We start from the raw sequence: 23847 nt of genomic DNA on the forward strand, positions 1-23847 counted from the left end.
CTACTTTCTCGGAGCGACTACCAGTTCGTGATTGCTGACGAGAAATCACTCACCTTATCGGAAAAAATCCAGAGTTGCTGGACAGATTTCGAGAAGGGTCTGTGCCTGTTGAAAAACTCATTTCGGTCGGGAGGACCCAAAAGCCCATCGCGTCAGGATGCCTATAAACGACTTTCTCGATTTTCGAGACATTTCTGGTCACCAAAATTGGGGTTGATTTTCGACATCTGGGACGAAAAAGGACTTTTTCAACAGGCACGGTCTGTTATCGACAACTGACATGGCCTTCCCGAAAGGGAGTAACATCAGTTCGCCGGAGGCAATAACATGGACCCCAGCCGGGCTTTCAAGTGCCGAGCGTTGATTGTTGAAGACGACCCTCTCGTGCTGGAAACCACTGCCGCCGTCGTGCGCAGTTTTGGGTTTTCAGTTCGTACTGCGGAGGACGGGTTCGTCGCCCTGCAGATCCTCAGGGAAGTCTTGCCCGACATCATCCTTGCCGACTTGAGAATGCCGGGCATGTCCGGATTTGAACTACTTTCAATCGTTCGTCGACGGTTTCCTCACATCCCCACGATTGCCATCAGCGGCGAATACATTCTCGCCAACATGCCGCTTGGTTTGCTGGTCGACCATTTCTTTCAAAAGGGCGGCTATACGCCAGAGCAGCTCCTGGCCAAAATGAAGGAATTGATTGCGGATTCTCCCATACGGCCAAACCTCGGGAAAGCCGACAAAGCACCGCTGTGGATTCCCAAGATGGACGCCGATTACGTCGTGGTAACGTGCCCGGAGTGCCTGCGTTCGTCATCGATTCCCGACAGCGTTGTTACCGAAGAATTGAAGCAAACGGAATGTGTCGCCTGCGGTGCGACAATTCGTTATCTGGTGGATGCAAGCATTCTCAAAGTGCTCGAACAGAAAAAGAAGATTCTTCCATCAAGGGAACGAACCGGAAGCTGAATTTCACCTCGCCCCATCTTCTCGACAAAGTTTTTGTGAAGTACCGTAACCTATCGAGAGTTTCTGGAGGGCTTCCGAGATGGGGTCCCTTGTGGCGTCGCGCATTTGCGCGACTCTGGTGAGAACCGGCGCAGTTTTCCCCGCACTCACGTGCGGGGCTGCTTTCTCGGATCGTCATTGGCGATATGGTTGACGGGACGTCCCATGTCACCCCCTATCCAGAGTACCCCCTTCCAGCAGTACAGGGCGTTACTGTTTGCTCAAGGTCTTTCGTAACGCTGCAAGCCATCAGTTCACTCGCGCAGCAGGAGAAGCGGCGCTACGATTTGGGCGTGAGAATCCTGAAACAGCTTACGTTCGCAGTGGCAGCGGTTTTCCTTGCGGGTGTTTTAGCACGATTGGCCGCAGTTCTGTTTCTGGTCAACGCGCCTACGGTTTTGACCGTCGTGGTGTTTGTGGGAGTGTTTCTGGTCACCTTCACCGGACTTCTGCTCGCGGGGATGGCGTTCCTGGTTGAGACATCCCTGACGCGAAGCGAAAAGCGGACACCAGATCAGATCAGTTGGAATTGGTATTGAGCAGTCGACGACTGAATTAGCGGACAATAGTTTCTCCTGCCACAACAATCGGGAAGAGATGTGGATGAACCGGGCTAACAAGGCCAAACGGCTACCTTCTCGGCTCATAGCGCATGGCCACCGCGCCGGAGGCGAGCTCCAGGCGACCTACGAGTCGCAAGTCGATAGGTTTCGATAGCCCGGCGAACAAGGTCGGCCCGTGGCCGGCCAGCCTGGGGTGCACCACGAACTCGTACTCATCGATCAGTCCCAGCTCCGCCAACGCCAGCGGGAGCTTCACGCCTCCGACGAGCAGTCCCTTACCCGGCTGCTGCTTGAGTTGCTGAACGGCGGTCGCCAGATCTCCGCGCAGGAGTTCCGCGTTCCAATCGACTCGCTTGAGGGTGCTCGACACGACGTACTTCTTTGCGGCGTCGATGGTGCGGGCGAAGGGTTCCATCCACTCAGGCCGCGTGCCCGCCGGCAGGGGCGGTCGCCACGCCGCCTCCATCATTTCGTAAATCACCCGGCCAAAGAGTAGGGCATCGGCCTGGTTAAGGATCTCGGCCGCGTGACGATGCAAGTCCTCGTCGGGGATGATTGCTCGATGGTCGCAGCAGCCGTCCAAGGTGACGTTGATGGAATAGCGAAGAGGTCGCATCGGGAAAGAGTATCGCGGATGGGTGGGATGCGAAAGCAGAGGCGGAAAGACCCACATCTGCTAACTGCGGCAGATGTGGGGCACCGGGTTTTGTTCAGAGCAATTACGGGTGTGTCATGGTTTCGGGTTTTACGAGGGCGTCGAACTCTTCGCCGGAGAGGAAGCCAAGTTTGAGGGCGGCTTCGCGAAGCGAGGAGTGTTCAACGTGGGCGGTGTGGGCGACCTTGGCGGCTTTGTCGTAGCCGATTTTGGGCGCGAGCGCGGTGACGAGCATGAGCGAGTTCTTCACGTACCAGTCGATCTTCTCGCGGTTGAGTTCGATGCCGCTGACCATGAATTCGACGAAGCCCTTGCAGGCGTCGGAGAGAAGCGTGACCGAGTGCAGGAAGTTGTAGATGATGACCGGCTTGAAGACGTTGAGTTCGAAGTTGCCCTGCGAGCCGGCGAAGCCGACGGCGGCAGTGGCGCCGTGGACCTGAGCGGCGACCATGGTCATGGCTTCGGACTGGGTGGGGTTGACTTTGCCGGGCATGATGGATGAGCCGGGCTCGTTCTCGGGGATGACGAGTTCGCCGAGGCCGCAGCGCGGGCCGGAGGCAAGCCAGCGAATGTCGTTGGCGATCTTCATCATGGTGGCGGCGACGGTTTCAAGGGCGCCCTGGGCGAACACGAGTTCGTCGTGCGAGGCGAGGGCGGCGAACTTGTTGGGGTGCGAGCGGAAGGGAAGTCCGGTGAGCTCGGCAATCTTCTTCGCCGCGCGCTCGGCGAATTCGGGATGCGTGTTGAGACCGGTGCCGACGGCGGTGCCGCCGATGGCGAGTTCGTAGAGGCCTTCGAGTACCTGCTCGAGGCGGCGGATGTCGCGGTCGATCTGGCTGGCCCAGCCGGAGAATTCCTGGCCGACGGTGAGGGGCACGGCGTCTTGAAGGTGGGTGCGGCCGATCTTTACTACGGAGTCGAACTCTTTCGATTTGGCGGCGATGGCGTCTCGAACGACTTTCAGCGCGGGGATCAGCGTGTTCTTGACGCGCTGGGCGGCGGCGATGTGCATGGCCGTCGGGAAGGTGTCGTTCGAGGACTGCGACATGTTGACGTGATCGTTGGGGTGAACGGGGTTCTTGGAACCGCGCTTGCCGCCGGCGATTTCGATGGCGCGGTTGGAGATGACCTCATTCACGTTCATGTTGGTCTGCGTGCCGCTGCCGGTTTGCCAGATGCGCAGAGGGAACTGGTCGTCAAGTTTGCCGGAGATGACTTCGTCGGCGGCCTGGGTGATGAGTTTGGCCTTGTCGGCGGGGAGCTTGCCGAGATCCTGGTTCACGAGCGCGCACGCTTTTTTGAGGGTGCCGAAGGCATGGATGAGTTCGGGCGGCATGGTGTCGCGGCCGATGGCGAAATGGTGCAGCGAGCGCTGCGTCTGCGCGCCCCAGTAAACGTGATCGGGAACTTCGATGGTTCCCATGCTATCGGATTCGGTACGGGTTCGGACGGTAGGATCGGCGGAAACGGTAGACATGAAGAGCTCCTGCAAGAGGATATGAACAGAGAATTATAGACGTGGGGGAAAAGGGATTCCAGAAAACGAAATAGAACCCACATCTGCGAACGGTGCACAGATATGGGGCAACGGGCCCTGAGCAGATGGGTCGGAATGCAGGTTCCTCGACTGCGGTCGGGAGCGCGCCAACTTCGGCACGTGAGAAGCAATTCGCGACCTTCGCTCGGAATGACGACATCCGTGGTGGCGAATTCCACTTGCATTCGGTCGAGGATTAGTGTGGGATTACCGATCCGTGGGGTGCGTATGAGTGAGACGGCTGTTTCGCGCAGAGTTCCGATTTCGGAACTGGTTGAGCGATTGCGGGGGCTGCCGGAGAGTGCGTTCAGAGACATTGAGAGCGTGCGCAGATTGCTGACGGAGAACCCGGTCGATCCGGAGACACTCGCGCCGTATTTGTTCTGGGACCGGCAACACTATACGCGGAACCTGATCGAAAAGACCGGGGCGTTTGAGTTAATGGCGATCTGCTGGGAGATCGGGCAGGTGAGCGCGATCCACAACCATCGAGACCAGAACTGCTACATGGCGGCGCCGATCGGGAGACTGATGGTGCAGAATTATCGTGTGATCTCGAAGGATCTGAAGGCGCACTGTTGCGAGATCGAGCCGACGGACCTGGTGGAGATCAACCCGCATGTGCCGTGCGCGGTGGATCCGGCGAAACCTGTGCACGCTGTCTACAATCCGCGCGAGTTCGGGGAGCGCGCGGTGAGCCTGCATTTGTACTCGCATCCGTTCGATTCGTGCGAGGTGTACTCGCTGGAAAAGAAAACGTGTGGGGATATTCCACTGCACTACACGTCGGTGAAGGGAGTGAAGGTGGAGAGGTAATTCGTTATAGTTTATAGAGGCGCTTTGCGCGGAACAAATGACCGCCCTGGGCATCGCAATCGCAGCGGTAACCGTTCTGACAGTGGTTATCGCGTTCTTTCTTCACAAACAACACAAATTTCCGCTGTACGGGTGGCTGGGTGTCGGGCTGCTGGCGGCGGCCTACGTTCTTTTGTTTCGGGGCGTGTGGGTGGTGGCGGTGTACTTTACGCCGATTGCGTGGACGGCGGATCTGCTGATCGTTGATGCGGCGGTGCTTGCGATCAGCGGGAGGTCGCGGCTGCACGATGCGCCGGGACGTTTCCTGCTGACGGCGCTGCTTTCGATTCCGCTGTGGCTTATTTTCGAAGCGTACAACTTGCGGCTCCAGAACTGGACCTATGTTGGGCTGCCGAAGAACGAGGCGGCGGCGCTACTGGGGTATGGGTGGTCGTTTGCGACGATCACGCCGGGGATATTTGAGGCGGCAGACCTGGTCGAGTCGTTTGGATGGTTCAAGCCGGCACGGCCGGTGAGGTTTTCGGTGACGGCGCAGAGTTGGATGGTTGTGATTGGGGCGGCGTGCCTGGTGGTGCCAGTGGTGATCCCGGCGCGGGTTGGGGCGTATCTGTTTGGGCTGGTGTGGGCCGGGTTCGTGCTGCTGCTGGACCCGATCAATCGACGGCTTGAGCTGGCGTCGTTGCTGGGTGATCTGGTGGAAGGCCGAAGAAGCCGACTTTATTCGCTGCTGGCGTCGGGGTGGATTTGCGGGTGGCTTTGGGAGTCGTGGAACTACTGGTCGGCAGCGAAGTGGCACTACACGTTTCCGATGTTTCAGAACATCAAGATTTTTGAGATGCCGGCACCAGGGTTTTTAGGGTTCCTGCCGTTTGCGCTGGAGTGCTTCACGATGTATGTGACGGCGGATTGGTTAGTGAAGACTGGGTGGCGGAGAACGAGTGGGAACCATGTGAATGACTTGTCGGTACAAAACAGAAGCATGGACGTTCGCTTCATCCCTTCGCACCCGACTATTGCTGAACTCGAAAAGATGGCGCAAGACTGCGAGGAACGGGCGAAGAATGCTTTTGAAACGGAGGCAGCAGCCCTGCGCGAAGAAGCGGAGCGATATCGGAAGTGGGCGAGCGGCCTGCGTATGGGACCCTGGATATCGTAGGTCTCCAGTGCGGTCCCCCTGCTATATCATCACTAGAGTATGACTGAGCGAGAAAACTTTGAGGTGGTTGTCATTGGTGCGGGGCCGACAGGGCTGGCGTGTGCGATTGATGTGAAGCGCGCGGGGCTGTCGGTATGCAACATCGATAAGGGATGCCTGTGCAATTCGCTGTATCACTACCCGACGAACATGACGTTTTTCACTACGCCGGAGCTGCTGGAAATCGGAGACATTCCGTTTCCGAGTCCTAATCCCAAGCCGACGCGGCAAGAGGCTCTGGAGTATTACCGCGCGGTGACGGAGCATTACCGGCTGGATGTAAGGCAGTACCAGACGGTGAGGCGGATTACGGGAGCGGATGGGGATTTTCGGATTCATGCGACGGACCGGTTGGGCGAAGCGAGGGAGTACGGCGCGCGCAAACTGATCCTGTCGACCGGGTACTACGACATTCCGAATTACATGAACATTCCGGGTGAGGCTTTGCCGAAGGTGACACATTATTACAAGGAGCCGCATCCGTACTTTGATTCGGATGTGCTGGTGATTGGGGCGAAGAACTCGGCGGCTATCGCGGCACTGGAGCTTTGGCGGCATGGGGCGCGGGTGACGCTGGTGCATCGGGGGGCGGGGATTTCGCCCAGCGTGAAGTACTGGATCAAGCCGGATATCGAGAACCGGATTAAGGCGGGTGAGATCACCGCGCACTTCAATTCGACGGTCAAAGAGATTTTTCCGCGTGAGGTTGTGCTGAATACGCCGCAAGGTGAGTTGAGGCTGAAGAACGATTTTGTGCTCGCGCTGACGGGGTATCGGCCGGATTTCGATTTCATCACCTCGCTGGGGATTCGGCTGACGGAACCGGATCAGTGTCCGGAGTGCGACAGGACTACGCTGGAATCGAATGTTCCGGGGATTTACCTGGCGGGAGTCATCGTCGCGGGTATGCGGACGGGGGAGATATTCATCGAGAACGGGCGGTTCCATGGGGCGCAGATTGCGGCGGATTTGAAGAAGAAGCTGAGCGAAGTACCGACGAGGTGAGGGGAAGACCCACATCTGAGAAAAGCGCGCAGATGTGGGGCACCGAGCGGCAGACGTGGGGCACGGAACGTGCGGATGGCGCTACTAAGGTGAAAATTTCCAGGAAAAGGGCTTCCTTGGTGGAGTGCATTCCGCTTATACTCTCGCGCACGCCCGTGGAAGGCCCTGACGCGGGTGGCGCGGACCGGGTGAGTTCGCGCGGGTTCCCCAAAACTCTCTCGTGGGGAGGTCCGATGGCGACCATTCGAGAACTTCTGCGCGATCGCGAAGTTTACACCGTTCAATTCAACAACACGGTTCGGGAAGTAGCCACGTTCATGGCGGAGCGCAATATCGGCGCCGTGCCCGTGCTGCGCGATTCCGAACTGGTCGGTGTGTTTTCCGAACGCGACGTGGTGCGGCGTGTTCTGCTGGAGAGCCGCGATTGGAATAAGACTCCGGTCTCCGAGGTAATGTCAGAGGAGCCGCTGACGGTGGTTCCGGACGACGACGTGGAACATTGCATGGTGCTGATGAAGCAGCACAATTTCCGTCACTTGCCCGTGTGTGAGAACGGAACCCTGACCGGGTTCCTGTCTATGCGAGAACTGCTGCTGCACGACCTCGACGCGAAAGAGATCGAGGTACGGATGATGCGGGCGTACATGAACGCGGGGGCGGAATAACAGCAGTCAGCAAGAGTTTATCGTGCCCACGTCTGCTAACTGCGGCAGACATGGGGCACGGATATTCCTCCGTCACTCCTCCTCACTTTTTGCGGACCGTCACTGAGTCCAGGACTTGGAAACCAGTCTTTGCCTCTTTGTTCGTCCTCGGAAAACTTGTGCTGCAAGTTGCGAGCAGAAGGGTGTTGCCGTTGGTGACGAAGGCGACTTCCCAATGATCGCCGTCGGGGTCCTTGTAGCGTGCAGTGGCTCGCTTTTTTGTGCCGTGGTCGCGCTGCAGGCGGCTGTTGGCGGGCGCGGTCTCCAGGAAATGATTAAGGTATTCGCGGGCGTCGAGTGACTGGCTGCGACCATCGCGCTGGAAGGCGGTGACGATTACGGAGGTTGCGCCGGAGGGCGCTTCGACCTCGAGGTCTTCGTTGGTCTGGCGGAGGGTCCAGAATGGCGGAACGGCGAGCGAAACGTGTCCGCGAGGGACTGTGTAGGTTCCAGCAGAGAGTTTCGCGGGCTTTCGGGATTTCGTTTTCGCTGCGGACTTCTTGGAGCGTCTAAGAGAGCGTGTCTTTTTAACGGGCAATCAGGAATTCCTCAGTAATCAGTCTACGTGGGAGGGGCAGCACTCAGCAACGAGGGAGATCGGGCGATCGGATCATCGTCCCATCGAAAAGCGAGACACGCACCTCGAGGCTGAAGCCCCATTGATTGGGAACCGGTGTCGGCACGCCCGAAGGCGTGCCCCTTCACGGCACACAGTGGTCAGTTTCCTGCAATCCAGTCTGTGATAGCTTTCACGACCTCCGGGTCGACGTGTCCGGGTTTGCCGTACTCGGCGCCGGTGGATGCGCCCTCGACGGGCATCATGAGATGGTTGAGGTTGGGGAAGACTTTGAATTCAGCACGCTTTCCCGCCAGAGCGGTTTTGATCAGGTCAAAGTCTTCGTTGGTGATCTGAATGTCCTTGCCGGCCTGGATTGCGAGGACGGGGACATCGATCTTCTTCATCTCGGCAGGTATGTCGCGGTGCAGGAGGTCGGCCCAGTAGTGGGCGGGAGCGCCGAAGACGGTCACGGAGCCGGTCAGTTTGCCTTCGCGAATTTGAGCGAACTGCTGTTTGACCTGCTCGATGCGTTTGTCGATGTCTGCCTGGGAGGCACCGGTGGCCTTCATCTGTTTCGCGAGTTGGCGTTCGATCGTCTGGTCGAGGGGCACTGCTGCGGCGGCCATCAGGATGACACCGTGGGTATCCGGTGCGCGTTGGGCGATGTAGGGCGCCAACATGCCACCAAGGGAATGGCCGAGAAGATAGACGCGAGCCGGATCAGCGCCGGGCTCCTTGGCGGCGGCGTTCATGGCGGCGACGGCGTCGGTAATGACTTCGTCCTCGACGGTGGAATTAGTGGTGATGTCCTTGGGCGCGAAGAAGGTTCGTTTGTCATAGCGCAGCGAGCCGATGCCTGCGGCGGCGAGACCCTCGGCGATGTCCTTGAAGGGCTTGTTGGGGCCGATGGTTTCGTCGCGGTCGTGCGGGCCTGACCCGTGGACGAGGACGACAATGGGGAACTTCGCTCCGGGCTTGAGATCTTTCGGGGTGCAGAGAGTCGCGGGGACTTTCAAGGTGCCGCTGGGGAAGTCAGCGGGAGAGTCAATGCATGCGGCGGGGAAGGGGCTGGGTTTTTCGGGGGCGGGGACGAATCCGTCGCGCACGGCGTCGAACTGCTGCAGGGGGACCTGCATGCGCATGAGCTGATTATTCTGATCTGCCGTGATTTCGATGAGGCTGGCGCCGATCTCGAGTGAGTAGATCTTGGTGGTGACGGGCTGCCCGTTGAGGGTTCCGCTGCCGGGATCAGGCTTGGCCTCAAGCTTGGCGGTGACGGCGGTCATGCGCTGCGGAACCAATACGTGCCACTCCGCGGGCAGGGTTGGACCAGCGGCGGCAATTGCGTTCAGCAGGACCTGGTAGTGCGCTGTAATGAAGTTGTCGAGAACGATAGTGTTGGGTTTCCAGGCGAGCTCCTTGGGAACGAGCTGGCCGTTTGAGTCAAGGGTCAGTGTGACGGCGTTCCCCTTGTGGAGGACGTCGAGGTCCTGGACGTTGGGGTGCTGGGGATCGTTGCCCAATTTCGCGGTCAACCGGTATTCCTGCAGCGTCCACGAGGAGTCGAGGTCCTGCGAGTGCGTCAAGACGCTTTGACGACCGGGGGAGTTCACAGTCGCGGTTCCGGCGACGTGGAAACCGTTTGCGGTCTTCGTGATGGTGAACTCGTCTGTGCCGGTGACGTTCGCATTCTTGATTGTGAAATGGAATTTTTGCGGCGTGTCCTGTGCCAACGCCGTCATGGAGATAATTAGAACCGAGAGTAGTGCGAACCGTCGCATCCAGACCTCCGCAGTTAATAATACGGGGTGGAGCGCAGGAAGAACGCAAGAAATGTCTAATCGTGCCATCGCGAACGTGCCATCGTGCCCCTGGAATGCAACGACGAAACGGCGAAAGCCACAAGACGCTGAAGGAATACTTTGGTGCCACTATTCTATTTAGATTTTCTTGCGAATTGCGTCCCTCACAACTCGCTCCAGCTCTTCCGGGTCCTCAATTGGAGGCAGGCAGGTGAAATTGGTGCAGACGACGGCGAGGGATTTGCCTTCCTTTATGCCGGGAAGATTGGGAACGGTTTCGGCGAGGGCGGGGGGAAGATAGGCGGCGGCAGCTTCGTTGTCGGTGATGCGAAGCACGGTCTTGTTCAGGGCGAAGGGCTGCACGGCGGCGCGATAGAGATCGTGAGCCAGTTCGCCGGAGCCGCAGACGACAACCTGGATGTGTGGCCGCGACATCCAGACGGACGCGAGACCATACGTTCCGGCATAGATTCCGAATTGCTCCGCGATACCGGCGAAGACCTCGAGCGTCTCTTCGGCAAGTTCGTGGTAGCGCGAGTCATTAGTGAGAGCGTGAAGTCGCAAGAGTGACAGAGCTGCGGCTGGATCTCCGGCTGGGGTGGGGGAGTCCTGGAAAGGCTTGCGTCGGGCAGCAAGAGCGCCGAGCGCGACGGCTTCTGTGCGCGTGGACTCGGTATCGAAGAACCCGCCCGAGATGGGGTCATGGAAGCGGTCGATCATGGCGTCGGCGACCTGCTTTGCGAAGCGGAAATACGTCATGTCGGACGAGGCTTCGTAGGCATCGAGGCACGCGCAAACGGTGAACGCGTAGTCGTCCAAGAGGCCTGGAACGGCGCGGGGCGTGGCGGATGGGTCGGAATAGGCGATTACGTGGCGCAGGCCGCTGTTGCGGTCCCAGCCCTCGCTGAGAAGACGATCGAGGGAGCGCAGGGCGAACTGCTTGGCGTGCTCCATGGTGGAATCGGCGATGCCGGATTCCGCAGTGCCCAAAACCGTCGCGGCCTTCAGGTAGGCAGAAATACAGAGCGCGTTCCAGTTCACGTAAACAGTTTTATCGATGTAGGGCGTAGGCCGGTTGAGGCGGGCGGCATAGAGCTTGTGCTTCGCGGAGTCGAGGATGGCTTCAATTTCTTCGCGCGGCTTGCCGTTTCGGGAGGCGATTTCTTCGACGGAGGTTCGCACCCAGAGCACGTTCTTCGCGTGGTTGTGGTGCATCTCGCCGACCTCGTTGATGTCGAAGTGAAGCGAGGCGATTTCGAATTCTTCATCATCGAGAACAACGCGGGCTTCTTCGCGCGTCCAAGTGAAGTAATCGCCGTCGTCGTCGAGGTTGATGTCGGCGTCCTGCGAGGAATAGAAGCCGCCGCGCTCGCGATCGCTGAGCCATTCATCGATCCAGCGGATGATGTCGCGGGCGACGTGAGCGAAGAAGTTGTTGCCGGTGGCCTGGTAGGCGTGGACGTAGTTCTTTAGCAACTCCGAGTTGTCGTAGGACATTTTCTCGAAGTGCGGGACGCACCAGCGCTCGTCGACGGAGTAGCGGTGGAAGCCTCCTGCGAGCTGGTCGTAAACGCCGCCGCGGGCCATCTTCGACAGGGTCGTCGTGACGACGGTGCCGACCTGTTCCTCGGCGGTGCGCGCGTACCAGTCGGTAAGGAGATCGAGCGAGGCCGGGTGAGGGAACTTGGGGGCGGCGCCGAAGCCGCCGTTGTCGCGGTCGAAAAGGCCGAGCGCGGACTGAACCATCTGCTCAACGATGCGCGGAGAGAAGTCGGCGGAGCGGCCGAGCATGCCTTCGGCGTGGCCGAGAGCGTCCATGAGTTTGCCGGCTTCGGATTCGACATCGTTGCGGCGCTCGCGAAAGGCTTCGGCGATGGCCATTAAGATCTTGGTGAAGCCCGGGCGGCCTAATGAATCCTGCGGCGGGAAATAGGTTCCGCCGTAGAAGGGTTTGCCCTCGGGAGTCAAGAAGCAGGTGAGAGGCCAGCCGCCCTGGCCGCTGATGGCGGCGACAGCGGTCTGGTAGCGAGAGTCGACGTCGGGTCGCTCGTCGCGATCGACTTTAATGGGAATGAAATTCTGGTTGATGATTTCCGCGACTTTGGGGTCGTCGTAGGATTCGCGATCCATGACGTGGCACCAGTGACACCAGACGGCGCCGATGTCGAGGAGAACGGGCTTGTTCTCCGACTTGGCGAGCGCGAAGGCTTCGTCACCCCACTCGTTCCAGCGGATGGGCTGGTGCATGGCGGAACGAAGGTAAGCTGACGAAGCCTGCGCAAGCTGGTTGGTCGCTGCGGTACTCATTGGAATAGTTTACGGCAGAAAAGAGTCTTAGAACCGATTCACCACAGAGACACAAGAGGCACAGAGAAGTCCTGGCAAAAAAGCAGCGGCAAAAGAACTCGAGCAGCCAGCGCTTTACTTAATGGAAGTCTGTGTCTCTGCGCCTCCGTGGTGAGACGTTTCTATTTTTGCAAGTGCGCTTCGAGGAACCAGAGGTCCTTGTCGGCTTCGCGGGTTAGTTGGGTGAAGAGGTCTGAAGTTCCCTGGTCGCCGAGTTTGTCGGTGTTTTTGATGTCTGCACGGAACTGGTTTGCGGCGCGGGCCAGGCGTTCGGAAAGAGCAACGACGTGTTCGATTCCGCCGACGGCGTCGAGATCGTATTCAGGAATGGACGAGGTTGAAGCCACAAGGCGAGCGGTGCCGAGAGCGCTTCCGCCAAGGGCGGTGACGCGCTCTGCGATGAGATCGGCTTGATCGTCGAAGTGGCCGGCAAGTGTATCGAAGAGTTCGTGGAGTTGGAAAAATTCGGGCCCCTTCACGTTCCAGTGGGCCTGCTTGGCCTGAGTCTTCAGGTCAATGGTGTCGGCGAGGCGGGCGTTGAGGATGTCGATGCTCTGGTTGCGAGCAGATTCAGAGAGGTTGACTCCGGTAGTAAAGGTGCGAGTAGCGGTTTTTGTAGCCATTGTTTCGTCCTCACTCAATGGATGGTTGAGGGTGGGGAGAAGATGATAATTATTATTAAAGTCCGGGATGTGGTTCAGCAACGACAGGTATTAGCTCGGTCGCCAGACGTTGTTCGTTTTCGTGTACGATGAATTTTTTTGGGGAGATTTCGTGCTGACCCAACTTAAATCCGCCCTGCTATCAGTAGGGCGAGGTGCGTATCATGTGTTACCGCAGAAGTTGCGAGTCTCCGTTGCGGGCGCCATTCTTCCGCAAACGCCTCGGCCGACAACAATTCAGATGGGGCTCCTTGCGGCGATGAAATTGGAAGTGTCGCCTCGCCAGGAACGCTCGTACATTTTTGGGACCCATGAACCGGAGGTACAGGAGGCCTTGCCCAGACTCGTACGTCCCGGTATGACCGTTTTAGATATTGGCGCAAATATCGGATACTTTGCGCTGGGGTTATGGAAGTTGGTCGGCAACGAAGGCAGGGTGGTCGCATTTGAGCCAAACGGTCCCTCACTCACACGTCTTCGGCGCAACATTGAACTGAACAATGCCGGAGAAGTTAGCGTTGAAGGGTGTGCCGTTTCCGACTATGACGGTGAGGCGCAGTTTTCGAATGCCTTGAGCGACACACAGGGAAGGTTCGCAGATCTTCCATATCTTCCGTCCAATGCGCGAGTGGTGACGGTTCCGTGTTGCACGATTGACAGTTACGTCGTGCGGACTGGTCTGAAGCCTGCATTCATCATGATGGATGTTGAGCATGCCGAGGGGCGAGTTCTAAAAGGGATGCGAGAGACGTTGTCGAAGTTGAAACCGACACTTCTGGTCGAAATGCACGGGACAACAGCAATTGAGGAAGCATGGGAAGAACTTCGCCGGGCCAACTATCGTGTCCAGCTCCTCCCCGGCATGACTGGCATCGAGAGTAGTTCTCAGATACCAGAGCTTAGCCATTGCGTTTGCACGCCGATCAATTGAGTAGTTCTGTTGCGATCCTCACGTAGAGTTTTATTGTTTCCGTTAGTTCCTTCTTGCTCAGGAATTCGCGTTCGGTGTGGGCGACGTGGATGGAGCCGGGGCCGAGGAGGAGTGGTTCGCCCCAGTTGGTGAGCTTTGGGATGTCGGTGGTGAAGGATGCGGTCATGGTCTGGAAACCGGGGAGAGTGCGGAAGCGCATGTACGGGATATCGAGGACGAAGTCGACCTGAACGCGATCTCCGACGGCAGCGAGGATTTTGTCGCGCAGGACGCTTGACGGGCCAACCTGGCGGAAAAGCAATTGCGCTTTGGCGAAATCGGGGATGACGTTGGTGGCGCGGCCTCCCTCGATGATGCCGATGTTCATGGTGCTGGGCCCTATGTCGGGATTGTGCGGGAAGTCCATCGAGCGAAGGGCCTGGAGGGCATCGAGAAGTTTGTCGATTGCGGAGTCGCCGAGTTCGGGATAGGCGGAATGCGCCATCTTACCGTGCGCTGTGACTTCAACGCGGAGCGCGCCTTTCGATGCGATAGCGAGGCGGTTGTCGGTGGGTTCGCCATTGACGAGGAATTTGGATCCACGCGCGTGCTGGTTGGCGACGGTCGCTCCGAGGGAGTCGCGTTCTTCGCCGACGACGAAGAGGAGTCCGCATTCGGTTCCGGCGGCGCGAAGCTGTTCGGCGGCTGCGACCTGGGCGGCGATGATGCCCTTGGCGTCGCAGGAGCCGCGACCGTAGATGTTGGCGTCGTCCTCGCGTGATGGCAGAAAGGGCGGGACGGTGTCGATGTGGGTGGAGAAGAAGAGCGGCGGGGATGGGTTGCGGGGCGGAGTGGCGACGACGTTGAAGCGGCCTTCGGCAACCGGCATGCGCTCGACGGCATACCCGAGTTTGTCGAGATGCTGGGCGAGGAATTCGGAGGCCGCGCCTTCGTGTCCGGTGATGCTTTCGATGTCGATGAGTTGCCGCGCGAGGGCGATGGCGTCCATGGCAAAGAGCATAGCAAGGGAAATGACTAAATGACGAATGTCGGGATGACGAATGAACGTTCAGTACTTTTATTCGTCATTTCGTCGTTGCGACATTCGTCATTTATTCTTTCCTGATGACGCACGCTCCGCATTCGCGAATACAATCCATCGATCTGGCCGGGCCTGTGGGCCGGCTCGAAGCTGTGCTCAATGTTGGGGTGGCGGGCGCTGAATACGCCGCGGTGGTGACGCATCCGCACCCGCTTTTTGGCGGCACGATGCATAACAAGGTTGTGTTCCATGCGATGAAGGCGCTCAACAGCTTCGGGTTTACGGTGCTGCGTTTCAATTTTCGAGGCGTAGGAGCGAGCGAGGGCGAACACGACAATGGCGTCGGCGAGGTCGAGGATGTTCGTGCGGCGCTGGAGTACATGAAGTCGGAATTCAAGTTGCCGCTGGTTTTCGCAGGATTTTCATTCGGAGCGGCGGTCGGGTTACAGGCTGCCTGTCCCGATCCGGAGGTTGAGGCGATCATTTCCATTGGCACTCCGGTGCAAGCAGAGAATCGCATCTACCAGTACAATTTCCTGCGGCAGTGCGGGAAGCCGAAGTTGTTCATCAGCGGGGACCATGACCAGTTTGCGAGTGCGGACGAGTTGGCCGAATTGGTGAGGACGGTGTCCGAACCGAAGCGATTGGTGTTGATTGAGGGTGGCGATCATTTTTTCGCGGGGCATCTAGAGGAGTATCGGCAGGCGATCGAGGGGTGGGTTCGGGAGACAGTGCTCGGCTGAGAACATCGCGAGAGAATCTAGCGTCGCGCATTCGCGCGACTCGGAACTGAGACGAGAGATTTTCCCCCGCACTCACGTGCGGGGCTACGTTCTCGAAACGACCAAAGTTTTCGCAGCGACGAAAGTTCTCGAAACGACCAAAGCTTTCGGAACGACGAAAGTTCTCGGAACGATGAAAGTTTTCAGAACGACGAAAGTTGTCGGAGCGTTGGAGGTTTTCGGATGGCACGGCTGAAGCCGTGCCTCTTCAAAACAATGCACTTGCAACGGGTTATGCCGTGCAGGTAATCGATTCCATGCACGAAGTCAGCGGTGGTGAAACCCGGCGGTTAGACGAGGCTCTGGCGCTAGAGCAGAGGCACGCGGCGCGGGAGATCTTCTCGCAGGCGTTGGCCGAGTGCAGCATCGACCGCGCATTCGAACGGCATGTGTTTTACGAGCACGGGGTGCTGCGAGTTGTCGAAGATCTTTACGATTTCAACCTGTATGGCCGGGTGTTCGCAGTTGCCGTAGGCAAGGCTGCGCACAGTATGACCGAGTCGTTGATGTCGCGCGTGGGGCCGGGCGCGGGCATCTCAGGTATCGTTTGCGGGCCGACGGCGCCGAACTCGCAAGTGTTCGGCTTCCGGTATTACCGGGGCGGCCATCCCACGCCAAATGGAGATTCGGTTCGGGCTGCGGAGGCGATCCTGCGAGGCCTGGAGTATCGAAACCAGGGATCGCTGATTATTTTCCTCATCTCGGGTGGCGGATCGTCGCTGGTTGAGAAGCCGATCTCGTCCGAAATTTCTCTTGAGGATCTTGTCGCGACTTATCGAGCGCTGGTTCACTCTGGCGCGACGATTGCCGAGGTCAATGCGATTCGGAAGCACCTTTCGGCGGTGAAGGGCGGCAGACTTGCGCTGGCGGCAAGTCCTGCTCACCAGGTTTCGATCCTCGTCAGCGATGTTCCCGAAAATGCGCTGGACTCGCTTTCGAGCGGACCGACGATGCCGGACAGCAGCACGATCCGTCAGTGTCACGCGATCGCAAAGAAGCATGGCTTGTTGCCGGAGTTTCCGGACAGCGTGCGAGGGATGTTTGAGCGCGGGGAGTTGCAGGAGACTCCAAAGGCAAACGAGGCGGCGTTTGCGCACTCGCGCTGGTGGAAGGTGCTTTCCAATGCTTCGGTGCAAAAGGCCGCGGTGGAACGGGCGGCGCTGACAGGTTATGCCGTGGAAGTCGAGAACTCGTGCGACGACTGGGACTACGCGAAGGCGGCGGAGCATCTGTTGAAGCGTCTGCGGGCATTGCGGGAGGGCGTTTCACGGGTGTGCCTGATTTCGGGCGGGGAAGTCACGGTGAAGGTGAAGGGAACTCCGGGGGTCGGCGGACGCAACCAGCAGTTCGCGCTGGAGTGCGCGAAGAAAATCGCCGGAGAGACGATTACGGTGCTCAGCGTGGGAACCGACGGCGTCGATGGAAACAGCACGGCGGCTGGGGCAATCGTGGACGGAACCACCATGGCTCGCGCGAGTGCGGCAGGACTGGATGCGGATGCCGCACTGAAAAAGTTCAATACCACGCCTTTCTTCAACGCGCTGGGGGACCTGGTGGTGACCGGGCCTACGGGGAACAACCTGAGAGACTTGAGGATTCTGCTGGCGTGGTGAGAGTGGAAGTCTGGGTTGCGTGGCATTACAAGAACAAGTCTGGACATAGTTGACAGAGCCACATCTGCGAAATGCGCGCAGATGTGGGGCACGGCGTGGCCTCATATCCAGCGCCTTTGTTCCTGATTTTGACAGCCAGATTTGGTGCGGCGTAGTATCGGGTTAACACTGGAAAGGAGGTGGTCCGATGGCGAAAAGTTCAGACTGTAGCCATAAAAGACTAAACAGTGAGGTGGCTGAGGCTTAGGGCGGATTCGCTCTAAACTCGCCGGATTCCGGTAGTTCTGGGATCTGTCGCAGGGTACGGTGCCCAGCGCAAGTCGCGGGGCCGAGCAACGGTGGACCGGAGCGTACATTGGGTTACGCGTGGTTCACTGGAGCGATAACCCGCCTCAGGCCAATCCCAACAGCTAACCGAATGCCCGCCAGGCTACAGTGGCGGGCATTTTTATTTTTAGCGCGATTAGCGAATCCAAAAGTTGACGAGGCTCGGACCGGGGAATAAGGTCGGCTGCATTATTAACTCCGAAGTTGCTGTCGCTCGTCCGGGAGGCGGACCGTGGCAACCAACGCGTTCATCGGACATCCCAAGCAGCCCAGTGAATCGGAGCTGGCGACGAAACTGGGCAAGAAGAAGCTGTTGTGGGATGAAGTGCTCGCGGAACTCGAGCGGCTCGGCGTGAGTGACCTGGAATGGACGTCGTATTCGCTCAAGTCGGGTTGGTCGCTGAAGGTGATCCGCAAGAAGCGCGTCATTGTGTACCTGAGCCCAATGCACGGAGGCTTTCGCGCCAGCTTTGCTCTCGGCGATAGAGCCGTTGCGGCAGCAAAGGCAAGTAAGCTTCCTCCGAAGATACTGAAGCTCGTTTCGAAAGGTACAAAGTACCCAGAGGGCACTGCGGTGCGGGTCGCGGTCGGAAGCCGCTCCGACGTCGCTACGGTTGCAAAACTCGCCACGATCAAACTTGCCAATTAAGAGCACTGGCCTGACGGATTGCTTCGTTTAATCCCGGGCCGTTCTGCGATCGTGTTTCGCACCGCTGCGCGACCTGGCAGATCTATCCCTTCCATACGTAGGCGTCGTTCTGCGGGAGGCCGATGTGTTTCAGGACGCGATTGCAGAACTCGCGGGCGATTTTGTCGATGGAGTCGGGGAGATTGTAGAAGGTTGGGATGAGGGGGTAGATAGTGGCGCCGGCGTCGGCGGCCAGGCCCATGTTGCGAATGTGGATCTTGTTGAGCGGGGTCTCGCGGACGCAGAGAACTAGGGGCTTCTTCTCTTTGAGGCAGACATCGGCGGCGCGGTCGACGAGGTGCTCGGCGATTCCGTTGGCGATACGGGCGAGGGTTCCCATGGAGCACGGTAGCACGATCATGCCATCGGTGGGGTAGGAGCCGCTGGCGATGTTGGCGCCGATATCGTCATTGGACTGGAGCTTGGTTTTCCGCGGTTCGCGCCCGAGCAGTTGCAGCAGCAGGCGATCGCGGCCGCGCAGGCCGAGTTCTTCGGCCATCACGCGCAGGGCGCTGTCGGACGGCACGAAATTGACGGTCTGAATGCGGGCATCCGATTCGAGGACAAGCAGCATCTCACGCGCGAATACCGCGCCGGAGGCTCCCGTCGTGGCGAGGGTCAGAGTGACCGGTTCTGTGTGCAGTCGGTCCTGCATCAAAGGTAGGGTAGTCGGTCGAGTGGCTTAACGGCAACTCTGATCGAGAGGTTACTGCCGGGCAGAGCCCGACGCTACGACCTCGGGGCCCGTGAGTAAGATGTCAGTACCCTCGCGAATCCGGATGCGGCGCAGCGCAGCACAGCTCCACGCACTGGCGAAAGTCGAAAGAGAGATTCGCGCGACCGACCACCATTCAAGGCGCAAGTATCTGCGCGATTTCAGCGAAGCCTTCACGGAATATTCCAAAGTCCTGCAACCGGAGCAGCTTGCGGCAGAGTTCGATGCCACCGACATCCTGCTGGTCGGCGATTATCACGCATTGCCTAATTGCCAGCAGTTCGCGGCGGAGTTGGTGGAGAAGTTGTGTGCGAGTGGCAATCGGGTGGTGCTTGGGCTGGAGATGATCTTCGCGCGGGATCAGAAGATTCTTGACGAATGGCAGCAGGGGCGGCTGAGCGACGAAGAGTTGCGGCAGAAGATCCGGCACGACCAGGAGTGGGGATACGATTGGGAGCCTACACGCGAGTTGCTGCTGAGGGCGAGAGCGGCCGGAGCGATATTGCGCGGGCTGGATTGTTTGCCGCGCGGCGACCTTCGGCGTATTTCGCGGCGCGACCGACATGCCGCGCTCGAAATCAAAGATATTCGCTTCGATCATCCTGATGCCAAGATCGTGGTGCTATTCGGCGAGTCTCATCTTGCGCCGCAGCATCTGCCGAAGCTGGTTCGGACGGCACTCCCGAGTGCGCGCGTACTGACTGTTCTGCAAAATGTCGATGCACTCTACTGGCAGGCTTCCGGGGAGCCCGGCGATGCGGCTCGCGCGGTGCGCGTGGATGAGGATACGGTTTGCGTTTTCAACGCGACTCCTCTGGAGAAGTACGAACGCTACCGGTTGTGCATCGAGCGCTGGCGTCAGGAGAGGCCGGGGACGCCGGATGTGGGCCCGACTTTCTACAACCTGGTGCACGCGCTGTTGCAGTTTCTGAACCTCGATGAGGACGCAGCGTTTGGTAAGGCGCGGTTTGAATCAGAACTACTGCCGAGCGTGATTTCGGTCGAGGATGGGGACGATCTCTCGGGGGTGCTGGAGCGACCGCAGCGTGCTGTATTGACGGCGGGGCCGGCGACACGGCAAAGGATGAGTAAGGCCTATGTACGGGCGACTCGCGAGCGGCTCCGCCTGGCAGGGTGCTGCTATCTGCCTGAGTTGAACACCGTACTTGTGCAGAAACTCGAGATGAGCAGGGCAGCGGAAGAGGCAGCGCGGTTTGTTTGTTGCGCGGGATGGGGAGAGATCGGGCTGCCGGGCGGCGATTCGTCAGGCGAACGGGCGTTCTATCGCGCGTGCCTGCAACACGCCCTGGTCGAATACGGGTCGCGGGTGCTGTGCCCGGGGCGGGAATCGGTACGCGATTACGACGTTTATGCCCTTTACGGCAAGAATCGTGAGCAGATGGAAAGCCATTTGGGACTGAGCTACTGCGAATTTATCCGGCTCATCGACTTCGTCGTTCTGCACCGCGATTTCGAGCGCAATGCACGGGAATACCGAGTCGTTCCGGAACTGATACGCGAGGGACGCGGATACTCGGCGGAAAAGTTCGCATTCGCGACACAGTGGCTTGGGAAGCTGCTGGGACGGGAGTTGTACGAGGCTTATCTGCGTGGCTCAGTAGCGAAGCGTAGCGTGAGCCGGTTGTTTCGGCGTCGCGCGGAAAAGCCTAAGGCGGCGTACTTCCACCTGGCGCGGCTATGCGGGCGGCATCGCCGGTTCGCGTAATTCTTACCTTAGAGAGATGATCGGCCTCCAACCATTCCGTGAAAAATTGCCTCCTACTCTCCCAAAAGTCGAATTACCCGTTTGTGCTATCGCATTCCACAGAGGTGGTGCATGCCCGGGAGAATGGAAAAGCCATGGAATCGAAACAGGATATTGGCTTGGTGTCGTCGAAAACAATTCAGCAGGAAGTTGAACGTCGCCGTTTGTACCTGGCGAATTCCGATGCTTCGGCGCAGGGCGCGGAAGACGCTCTCACGGTCGCGTCGCGACAGGTCTTCGAGGAATTGTTGACCAGGTTTGCAGCAACCAACAAGGCGGCGTGAGTCGATGTTGCGGTGGCTTTCGAAATGTCTGTGCACACTCATACAATGGGTAAATGGATGGTAAGCCGTTGTGGGCGGCTGACGATCAGCAGGAACGCCTGGCTGAGCTGACCGCGAGCACCGACGATGCGCGCAAAGAGCTGCCGCTGCGGCGCGATGTGCGTTCGCTGGGAATCCTGCTGGGACGCGTACTGGTAGAGCAGGCGGGACAAGAACTGTTTGACGTTGTCGAGGACCTGCGCCGGAAGTTCATTGCGCATCGGGATCAGAAGACGGCGGGGTCTGCTGCGGCTGACCCCCTATTGCAACAGGCAAAAGACATTGTTGCGTCGCTCGACGCAACGGCCGCATACCGGGTGACGAAGGCATTTTCCGCTTACTTCGAACTGACCAACCTGGCAGAAACGAATCACCGCAAGCGCCGGCGGCGGGCGAGAGAGCTATATGGCTCGCAGGCGCCGGTGGCGGGGACGTTTCGTGGGACGCTCGTTCGCCTGAAGGAGGCCGGGGTAACGGGGGAGCAGGCCCTCGCGGCATTGGGGAATGTGCTGGTAGAACCGGTGTTCACGGCGCATCCGACGGAGATTGCACGACGCACGATTTTGCTGAAACGCGGACGGGTGGCACGGCAACTGGAACTGCTGGATGAGTTACCGCTTCCGGAGGCGCTTGCACAAGAGTGCGAAGACGTGATGCTGGCGGAGATTTCCGGGCTTTGGCAGACGGACGAGATTCGAATGAGCCGGCCCACGGTGGCAGATGAGATTCGTTTCGGGTTGAGCTATTTCCCGCTGTCGCTTTTCGAGACGCTTCCCAAAATTTACGACGAAATCAGCGATTCGTTTCGACGCGTCTACGGGATCGAGATGGAGCCGGCGGAATTGCCGATCTGCCTACGCTTTGGGTCGTGGATCGGCGGCGATCGGGATGGGAACCCGTATGTGTCGCCGGCATGCACGAGCGAGGCGCTGAAGCTGGCACGGCAGACGGTGCTAGACGACTACATTTCGGCGGTGCGATTGCTGGCTCGAAGAATCAGTGTGTCGGATCACCAGGTAGCGATTTCGGCAGAGGTGAAGGCACGGCTCGAACAATATGAGCGCACGATCGGCGAGCCTGCAGACGAGTTGAACAGAACTTCGGGGCACGAGTTCTATAGGCGGTTGTTCCTGATCGTGGCGGCGCGTCTGCGGTATGCGCGCGATGAGAGCGGAAATCCGAAGGCGTACAGGTCGGCAGCGGAGTTTGAGAGTGATTTGAAACTGGTGCGCGAGAGTTTGGGAGCCCACGACGGGTCACGGCTTGCGCTGAAGATTCTTGACCCAGTACTGCTGCGGGCGAGGACGTTTGGGTTCAAGCTGCATACGCTGGACATCCGGCAGCATGCGCGTGTGCATGCTGCGGCGTTGAAGGAGGTTTCGGAGAAGGCGACGCTGAGTTCGAGCGAGATCGCGAAGCCGTTGACGGAACGGTCAGCCGAGCTGCTGGAGACTATGCGAACCATCGCGCGAGAGAAGGCGTTGCGGGGCGGTGATGTGATCCGAAGCTACATCATCAGCGGCGTTGAATGTGAGCAGGACATTTTTGCCGTGCTCCAGCTGGCGGCGCTTGCGGGTGTGCGAGTTGAGGGCAGCGAGGACGACCTTGGGCTAATGCCGGTGCCGCTGTTCGAGTCGATTGATTCGCTGCGGCGGTCGCCGGAGATCATGCGGCGGATGTGGAGCGATAAAGAATATCGGGCGCTGGTGGAGAGTTGGGGCGGATGGCAGGAGATCATGCTCGGCTATTCGGATTCGAACAAAGACGGTGGGATGCTCACGAGCACGTGGGAACTGCACAAGGCGCACCAGTCGCTGCATGAGGTTGCTCGCCAGTTTGGGGTGAAGCTGCGGCTGTTTCATGGTCGTGGAGGCACGGTTGGACGGGGTGGCGGGCCGACGCACTCGGCGATCCTGGCGCAACCGGCCGGGGCGTTCTCGGGATGGTTTCGGCTGACCGAGCAGGGAGAGGTTCTCAACTGGAAATATGCCGACACGGTGCTCGCGGAGTGGAACCTGGAGATCATGGTGGCGGCGTCGCTGGAATCGTTTTTGCGGCGGCCAAGAATCGATGAAGGGGCGCGAGCGGCGATAAGGGAGTGCATGGAGACGATTTCCGCGGATGCGTTCGCGTTCTATCGAAGGCACATCGCGGAGGATCCCGAGGTGCTGCAGTACTTCGAAGAGGCTACCCCGGTGAACGAATTGGAACATGCGCGGATCGGATCGCGGCCGGCGCGGCGAAGCGGCGCGAGAACATTGGCTGAACTGCGGGCGATTCCTTGGGTGTTCGGGTGGATGCAGAGCCGTCACGCGCTGCCGGCGTGGTTCGGCGTGGGGTATGCGCTGGAGCGGTTTACGGAGCGCGGAGGCGATGCTAAGGCTCTATTAGAACGCATGCGCAAGGAGTTCCTGCTGTTCGAGCACATGATTGCCAACGTTGAGATTGGAATGGCAAAGGCCGACATGGCGATTGCCCATCTTTATTCTTCGCTGGTGACGGATGCGGGCGTGCGCGATCGCGTGTACGGGATGCTTATTGAGGAGTTCGAGAGAACGCGGCGGGTGCTGCTGGAGATCACGGGTCAGAAGGTGCTGCTGGAGCGCAACCCGGTGCTGTCGCGGTCGATACAGCTTCGTAATCCATACGTCGATCCACTAAGCCTGATCCAAGTAGAGCTAATGCGACGCAAGCGGAACGGGGAGGAGAGCGAAGAGTTGAATTACGCGCTGGCCTCAACGATGAACGGGATTGCCGCGGGACTGCACAATACGGGGTGAGTGTGGGCCGGGTGCGCCTTCAGACTGCCATTAGCAGGTGGTGCCATCCTCCTAAA

22 protein-coding genes are annotated in these 23847 nt (G+C 59.0%); 14 read left to right on the forward strand and 8 right to left on the reverse strand.

The features are described from left to right. The 3 genes from ROO76_04005 to ROO76_04015 all read left to right on the forward strand — a co-directional run. Positions 1-279 (forward strand): hypothetical protein (locus ROO76_04005; protein MDT8067309.1); only part of this gene is annotated, 279 nt, incomplete at its 5' end. A gap of 48 nt (positions 280-327) precedes the next feature. Continuing rightward, positions 328-963: a response regulator gene (locus ROO76_04010; GenBank protein MDT8067310.1), complete on the forward strand. Its 636-nt coding sequence runs from the start codon at positions 328-330 to the stop codon at positions 961-963. A gap of 185 nt (positions 964-1148) precedes the next feature. Beyond that, complete coding sequence (locus ROO76_04015; GenBank protein ID MDT8067311.1) at positions 1149-1541, forward strand: hypothetical protein; 393 nt, start codon at positions 1149-1151, stop codon at positions 1539-1541. Between the two features lie 91 nt (positions 1542-1632). Here the strand turns inward: ROO76_04015 and ROO76_04020 are convergent, their stop codons facing one another. Further along, a complete protein-coding gene (locus ROO76_04020) occupies positions 1633-2181 on the reverse strand; it encodes a dihydrofolate reductase family protein (GenBank protein MDT8067312.1) in 549 nt (182 codons plus the stop codon). Positions 2182-2284: 103 nt separating this feature from the next. Next, positions 2285-3697 carry a class II fumarate hydratase gene (gene fumC, locus ROO76_04025; GenBank protein MDT8067313.1) on the reverse strand — a complete coding sequence of 471 codons (1413 nt, stop codon included), beginning with the start codon at positions 3695-3697 and terminating at the stop codon, positions 2285-2287. A gap of 288 nt (positions 3698-3985) precedes the next feature. Between fumC and ROO76_04030 the strand changes: the two genes are divergently transcribed. From ROO76_04030 to ROO76_04045, 4 genes are all read left to right on the forward strand, one after another. Beyond that, entirely contained in the window at positions 3986-4573 is a 588-nt protein-coding gene (locus tag ROO76_04030; protein MDT8067314.1) for a cysteine dioxygenase family protein, read from the forward strand. Between the two features lie 37 nt (positions 4574-4610). After that, on the forward strand, positions 4611-5729 hold the full coding sequence (locus ROO76_04035) for a hypothetical protein (GenBank protein MDT8067315.1): 1119 nt from the start codon (positions 4611-4613) through the stop codon (positions 5727-5729). Positions 5730-5768: 39 nt separating this feature from the next. Continuing rightward, the gene (locus ROO76_04040) at positions 5769-6773 is read left to right on the forward strand and encodes a YpdA family putative bacillithiol disulfide reductase (protein MDT8067316.1); all 1005 of its coding nucleotides are present in this window, start codon (positions 5769-5771) and stop codon (positions 6771-6773) included. 233 nt (positions 6774-7006) lie between these two features. After that, positions 7007-7438, forward strand: a complete 432-nt coding sequence (locus ROO76_04045) for a CBS domain-containing protein (protein MDT8067317.1) — start codon at positions 7007-7009, stop codon at positions 7436-7438. A gap of 82 nt (positions 7439-7520) precedes the next feature. Here the strand turns inward: ROO76_04045 and ROO76_04050 are convergent, their stop codons facing one another. The 4 genes from ROO76_04050 to dps all read right to left on the reverse strand — a co-directional run bounded on the left by ROO76_04050 (position 7521) and on the right by dps (position 12807). Continuing rightward, positions 7521-8015, reverse strand: a complete 495-nt coding sequence (locus ROO76_04050) for a hypothetical protein (GenBank protein ID MDT8067318.1) — start codon at positions 8013-8015, stop codon at positions 7521-7523. Positions 8016-8194: 179 nt separating this feature from the next. Next, entirely contained in the window at positions 8195-9817 is a 1623-nt protein-coding gene (locus tag ROO76_04055; GenBank protein ID MDT8067319.1) for an alpha/beta fold hydrolase, read from the reverse strand. A gap of 159 nt (positions 9818-9976) precedes the next feature. Beyond that, positions 9977-12145, reverse strand: coding sequence for a thioredoxin domain-containing protein (locus tag ROO76_04060; protein ID MDT8067320.1), 2169 nt, complete (start codon positions 12143-12145; stop codon positions 9977-9979). 161 nt (positions 12146-12306) lie between these two features. Then, the gene (gene dps / locus ROO76_04065) at positions 12307-12807 is read right to left on the reverse strand and encodes a DNA starvation/stationary phase protection protein Dps (protein MDT8067321.1); all 501 of its coding nucleotides are present in this window, start codon (positions 12805-12807) and stop codon (positions 12307-12309) included. Positions 12808-13180: 373 nt separating this feature from the next. Between dps and ROO76_04070 the strand changes: the two genes are divergently transcribed. Beyond that, positions 13181-13777: an FkbM family methyltransferase gene (locus ROO76_04070; protein MDT8067322.1), complete on the forward strand. Its 597-nt coding sequence runs from the start codon at positions 13181-13183 to the stop codon at positions 13775-13777. Here ROO76_04070 and ROO76_04075 read toward each other — a convergent pair. Then, positions 13770-14765: a M20/M25/M40 family metallo-hydrolase gene (locus ROO76_04075; GenBank protein MDT8067323.1), complete on the reverse strand. Its 996-nt coding sequence runs from the start codon at positions 14763-14765 to the stop codon at positions 13770-13772. The two genes, ROO76_04070 and ROO76_04075, sit on opposite strands and share 8 nt — an antisense overlap. A 167-nt stretch (positions 14766-14932) precedes the next feature. Here ROO76_04075 and ROO76_04080 point away from each other — a divergent pair, with 167 nt between their 5' ends. The 3 genes from ROO76_04080 to ROO76_04090 all read left to right on the forward strand — a co-directional run bounded on the left by ROO76_04080 (position 14933) and on the right by ROO76_04090 (position 18169). Continuing rightward, complete coding sequence (locus ROO76_04080) at positions 14933-15541, forward strand: alpha/beta fold hydrolase (protein MDT8067324.1); 609 nt, start codon at positions 14933-14935, stop codon at positions 15539-15541. 239 nt (positions 15542-15780) lie between these two features. Next, positions 15781-17193 (forward strand): DUF4147 domain-containing protein, encoded by a 1413-nt coding sequence (locus ROO76_04085; GenBank protein MDT8067325.1) that lies wholly within the window; start codon positions 15781-15783, stop codon positions 17191-17193. A gap of 559 nt (positions 17194-17752) precedes the next feature. Continuing rightward, the gene (locus ROO76_04090; GenBank protein MDT8067326.1) at positions 17753-18169 is read left to right on the forward strand and encodes a DUF3788 family protein; all 417 of its coding nucleotides are present in this window, start codon (positions 17753-17755) and stop codon (positions 18167-18169) included. 82 nt (positions 18170-18251) lie between these two features. On the opposite strand, the gene ROO76_04095 is transcribed toward ROO76_04090, so the two are convergent. Next, complete coding sequence (locus tag ROO76_04095; GenBank protein MDT8067327.1) at positions 18252-18863, reverse strand: UbiX family flavin prenyltransferase; 612 nt, start codon at positions 18861-18863, stop codon at positions 18252-18254. A 124-nt stretch (positions 18864-18987) separates the two neighbouring features. On the opposite strand from ROO76_04095, the gene ROO76_04100 reads away from it, so the two are divergent. The 3 genes from ROO76_04100 to ppc all read left to right on the forward strand — a co-directional run bounded on the left by ROO76_04100 (position 18988) and on the right by ppc (position 23791). Next, complete coding sequence (locus ROO76_04100) at positions 18988-20649, forward strand: ChaN family lipoprotein (protein ID MDT8067328.1); 1662 nt, start codon at positions 18988-18990, stop codon at positions 20647-20649. Between the two features lie 134 nt (positions 20650-20783). Further along, on the forward strand, positions 20784-20972 hold the full coding sequence (locus ROO76_04105; protein ID MDT8067329.1) for a hypothetical protein: 189 nt from the start codon (positions 20784-20786) through the stop codon (positions 20970-20972). Between the two features lie 53 nt (positions 20973-21025). Next, entirely contained in the window at positions 21026-23791 is a 2766-nt protein-coding gene (ppc, locus tag ROO76_04110; GenBank protein ID MDT8067330.1) for a phosphoenolpyruvate carboxylase, read from the forward strand. Positions 23792-23847 lie beyond the last annotated feature (56 nt).

Source organism: Terriglobia bacterium (assembly GCA_032252755.1).
GTDB lineage: Bacteria > Acidobacteriota > Terriglobia > Terriglobales > Acidobacteriaceae > JAVUPY01.

Coding starts and splice junctions, on each gene's coding strand:
- ROO76_04020 (MDT8067312.1), bottom strand. CDS start 2,181: ATGCGACCTCTTCGCTATTCCATCAACGTCACCTTGGACGGCTGCTGC.
- ROO76_04075 (MDT8067323.1), bottom strand. CDS start 14,765: ATGGACGCCATCGCCCTCGCGCGGCAACTCATCGACATCGAAAGCATC.
- ppc (MDT8067330.1), top strand. CDS start 21,026: ATGGATGGTAAGCCGTTGTGGGCGGCTGACGATCAGCAGGAACGCCTG.
- ROO76_04055 (MDT8067319.1), bottom strand. CDS start 9,817: ATGCGACGGTTCGCACTACTCTCGGTTCTAATTATCTCCATGACGGCG.
- ROO76_04105 (MDT8067329.1), top strand. CDS start 20,784: ATGGAATCGAAACAGGATATTGGCTTGGTGTCGTCGAAAACAATTCAG.
- ROO76_04040 (MDT8067316.1), top strand. CDS start 5,769: ATGACTGAGCGAGAAAACTTTGAGGTGGTTGTCATTGGTGCGGGGCCG.
- ROO76_04060 (MDT8067320.1), bottom strand. CDS start 12,145: ATGAGTACCGCAGCGACCAACCAGCTTGCGCAGGCTTCGTCAGCTTAC.
- ROO76_04100 (MDT8067328.1), top strand. CDS start 18,988: ATGCGGCGCAGCGCAGCACAGCTCCACGCACTGGCGAAAGTCGAAAGA.
- ROO76_04030 (MDT8067314.1), top strand. CDS start 3,986: ATGAGTGAGACGGCTGTTTCGCGCAGAGTTCCGATTTCGGAACTGGTT.
- dps (MDT8067321.1), bottom strand. CDS start 12,807: ATGGCTACAAAAACCGCTACTCGCACCTTTACTACCGGAGTCAACCTC.
- ROO76_04015 (MDT8067311.1), top strand. CDS start 1,149: ATGGTTGACGGGACGTCCCATGTCACCCCCTATCCAGAGTACCCCCTT.
- ROO76_04010 (MDT8067310.1), top strand. CDS start 328: ATGGACCCCAGCCGGGCTTTCAAGTGCCGAGCGTTGATTGTTGAAGAC.
- ROO76_04035 (MDT8067315.1), top strand. CDS start 4,611: ATGACCGCCCTGGGCATCGCAATCGCAGCGGTAACCGTTCTGACAGTG.
- ROO76_04045 (MDT8067317.1), top strand. CDS start 7,007: ATGGCGACCATTCGAGAACTTCTGCGCGATCGCGAAGTTTACACCGTT.
- fumC (MDT8067313.1), bottom strand. CDS start 3,697: ATGTCTACCGTTTCCGCCGATCCTACCGTCCGAACCCGTACCGAATCC.
- ROO76_04095 (MDT8067327.1), bottom strand. CDS start 18,863: ATGCAGGACCGACTGCACACAGAACCGGTCACTCTGACCCTCGCCACG.